This is a genomic window from Arthrobacter sp. SO3 (genome assembly GCF_020532825.1).
Taxonomy (GTDB): domain Bacteria; phylum Actinomycetota; class Actinomycetes; order Actinomycetales; family Micrococcaceae; genus Arthrobacter.
The window spans coordinates 1-3,716 of record NZ_MQTS01000002.1 but is presented as its reverse complement, the minus strand read 5'-3'; the positions used below and the strand labels follow the sequence as shown (position 1 = coordinate 3,716).

Sequence of the window (3,716 nt, the reverse complement as noted above, 5' to 3'; positions counted from 1 at the left end):
TGGGGTTGTTGTTTGAGAACTACATAGTGGACGCGAGCATCTTTTATAAGAAGCAATTTCCAAGAATATGAACCTGGATCTGTGCTGCTGTTTCGTGGTGGTGCCCTGTTAAGGGGTGTGGCTGTGGGGTGGTGGTATCAGTTTTCGTGGTTCTCTCGTGAATTAGTTTTTTTGATCTTTTGTGGTCAAGTTTTTAAGAGCACACGGTGGATGCCTTGGCATTAGGAGCCGAAGAAGGACGTAGGAATCTGCGATAAGCCTGGGGGAGTCGATAACCGGACTGTGATCCCAGGGTGTCCGAATGGGGAAACCCCGCCAGGGGCGCGAGTTGCCTGGTGACCCGCATCTGAACACATAGGGTGCGTGGAGGGAACGCGGGGAAGTGAAACATCTCAGTACCCGCAGGAAGAGAAAACAATAGTGATTCCGTCAGTAGTGGCGAGCGAACGCGGATCAGGCTAAACCGTTCCATGTGTGATAGCCGGCGGGCGTTGCATGGTCGGGGTTGTGGGACTTCCCATTCTGTCTCTGCCGGGACAGTGGGGTGTGTAGTACAGGCATAGGTGAACGGTCTTGAAAGGCCGGCCAGAGAGGGTGTGAGCCCCGTAACCGAAATGTTGTGTACCGCCCGGGGAGTATCCCAAGTAGCACGGGGCCCGAGAAATCCCGTGTGAATCTGTCAGGACCACCTGATAAGCCTAAATACTCCCTAATGACCGATAGCGGACCAGTACCGTGAGGGAAAGGTGAAAAGTACCCCGGGAGGGGAGTGAAACAGTACCTGAAACCGTGTGCTTACAATCCGTCGGAGCCAGTCTGATTCTGGTGACGGCGTGCCTTTTGAAGAATGAGCCTGCGAGTTAGTGTTACGTCGCGAGGTTAACCCGTGTGGGGAAGCCGTAGCGAAAGCGAGTCTGAATAGGGCGTTGCAGTGGCGTGATCTAGACCCGAAGCGAAGTGATCTACCCATGGCCAGGTTGAAGCGACGGTAAGACGTCGTGGAGGACCGAACCCACTTCAGTTGAAAATGGAGGGGATGAGCTGTGGGTAGGGGTGAAAGGCCAATCAAACTTCGTGATAGCTGGTTCTCCCCGAAATGCATTTAGGTGCAGCGTTGCGTGTTTCTTACCGGAGGTAGAGCTACTGGATGGCTAATGGGCCCTACAAGGTTACTGACGTCAGCCAAACTCCGAATGCCGGTAAGTGAGAGCGCAGCAGTGAGACTGTGGGGGATAAGCTTCATAGTCGAGAGGGAAACAGCCCAGACCACCAACTAAGGCCCCTAAGCGTGTGCTAAGTGGGAAAGGATGTGGAGTTGCGAAGACAACCAGGAGGTTGGCTTAGAAGCAGCCATCCTTAAAAGAGTGCGTAATAGCTCACTGGTCAAGTGATTCCGCGCCGACAATGTAGCGGGGCTCAAGTACACCGCCGAAGTTGTGGATTTCAGATATTAGCTAAGCTGCCCCTTTGCGGGGTTGGTTCAGGCGTCTGGAGTGGTAGGGGAGCGTCGTGTGGGCAGTGAAGTCGCGGTGTAAACCAGCGGTGGAGCCTACACGAGTGAGAATGCAGGCATGAGTAGCGAAAGACGGGTGAGAAACCCGTCCGCCGAATGATCAAGGGTTCCAGGGTCAAGCTAATCTGCCCTGGGTAAGTCGGGACCTAAGGCGAGGCCGACAGGCGTAGTCGATGGACAACGGGTTGATATTCCCGTACCGGCGAAAAACCGCCCATGCTGAACAGGGGATACTAACCGCCCAATACCTGCCTGACACCCCTTGTGGGTGAAGGGTTTTGGTGGAGCGCGGGACCTGATCCTGGGAGGCAAGCGTATTAACAGGTGTGACGCAGGAAGGTAGCCGAGCCGGGCGATGGTTGTCCCGGTCTAAGGATGTAGGGCGAACGGTAGGCAAATCCGCCGTTCATGATGCCTGAGATCCGATGGGACTCCCGTAAGGGGGGATTCGGTGATCCTATGCTGCCTAGAAAAGCATCGACGCGAGGTTTTAGCCGCCCGTACCCCAAACCGACACAGGTGATCAGGTAGAGAATACTAAGGCGATCGAGAGAATTATGGTTAAGGAACTCGGCAAAATGCCCCCGTAACTTCGGGAGAAGGGGGGCCCCCATCGTGATGGACACTTGCTGTCCGGAGCGTGCAGGGGCCGCAGAGACCAGGGGGAAGCGACTGTTTACTAAAAACACAGGTCCGTGCGAAGTCGCAAGACGATGTATACGGACTGACTCCTGCCCGGTGCTGGAAGGTTAAGAGGACCGGTTAGCCGCAAGGCGAAGCTGAGAATTCAAGCCCCAGTAAACGGCGGTGGTAACTATAACCATCCTAAGGTAGCGAAATTCCTTGTCGGGTAAGTTCCGACCTGCACGAATGGAGTAACGACTTCCCCGCTGTCTCAACCATAAACTCGGCGAAATTGCAGTACGAGTAAAGATGCTCGTTACGCGCAGCAGGACGGAAAGACCCCGAGACCTTTACTATAGTTTGGTATTGGTGTTCGGAGTGGCTTGTGTAGGATAGGTGGGAGACGTTGAAGCCCGGACGCCAGTTCGGGTGGAGTCATCGTTGAAATACCACTCTGGTCACTTTGGACATCTAACTTCGGCCCGTAATCCGGGTCAGGGACAGTGCCTGATGGGTAGTTTAACTGGGGCGGTTGCCTCCTAAAAAGTAACGGAGGCGCCCAAAGGTTCCCTCAGCCTGGTTGGCAATCAGGTGTCGAGTGTAAGTGCACAAGGGAGCTTGACTGTGAGAGAGACATCTCGAGCAGGGACGAAAGTCGGGACTAGTGATCCGGCGGTACATTGTGGAATGGCCGTCGCTCAACGGATAAAAGGTACCTCGGGGATAACAGGCTGATCTTGCCCAAGAGTCCATATCGACGGCATGGTTTGGCACCTCGATGTCGGCTCGTCGCATCCTGGGGCTGGAGTAGGTCCCAAGGGTTGGGCTGTTCGCCCATTAAAGCGGTACGCGAGCTGGGTTTAGAACGTCGTGAGACAGTTCGGTCCCTATCCGCTGCGCGCGCAGGAAATTTGAGAAGGGCTGTCCTTAGTACGAGAGGACCGGGACGGACGAACCTCTGGTGTGTCAGTTGTACTGCCAAGTGCACCGCTGATTAGCTACGTTCGGATGGGATAACCGCTGAAAGCATCTAAGCGGGAAGCTCGCTTCGAGATGAGATTTCCATACACCTTGTGTGTGAGAGGCCCCCAGCCAGACCACTGGGTTGATAGGCCGGATGTGGAAGCGAGGACTAACGACTCGTGAAGCTGACCGGTACTAATAGGCCGATAACTTACACCACACACCACCCTCCGAACCCGTTTCAAAAGGGGTTCGCACCCAAGGGGTGGTACAAAGAAACAAGACTGCTTGCGTCCACTATGTGGTTCCCAAACAACAAACCCGTCACCAAACGGCCACGTTGATCCAGGGAACAAAACCACAACACCATAACAACACCACAGTTGTAACACCACAGATTTCCCACCCCACAGCCACACGGCCAGGGGAACGGGAGCAAGGGTTACGGCGGTCATAGCGTGGGGGAAACGCCCGGTCCCATTCCGAACCCGGAAGCTAAGACCCACAGCGCCGATGGTACTGCACCCGGGAGGGTGTGGGAGAGTAGGTCACCGCCGGAACATCATTAAACGGTCGAGAGCCCCAACCACAACGGTCGGGGCTCTCCCGCATTTAA

General features: G+C 55.1%; 2 rRNA genes. Both read left to right on the top strand.

Annotated elements, in window-relative coordinates:
* The first annotated feature begins 183 nt into the window (after positions 1 to 183).
* Positions 184 to 3,320 (top strand): 23S ribosomal RNA (locus tag BJQ90_RS00230).
* Positions 3,321 to 3,543: 223 nt separating this feature from the next.
* A 5S ribosomal RNA gene (rrf, locus tag BJQ90_RS00225) occupies positions 3,544 to 3,660 on the top strand.
* Positions 3,661 to 3,716 lie beyond the last annotated feature (56 nt).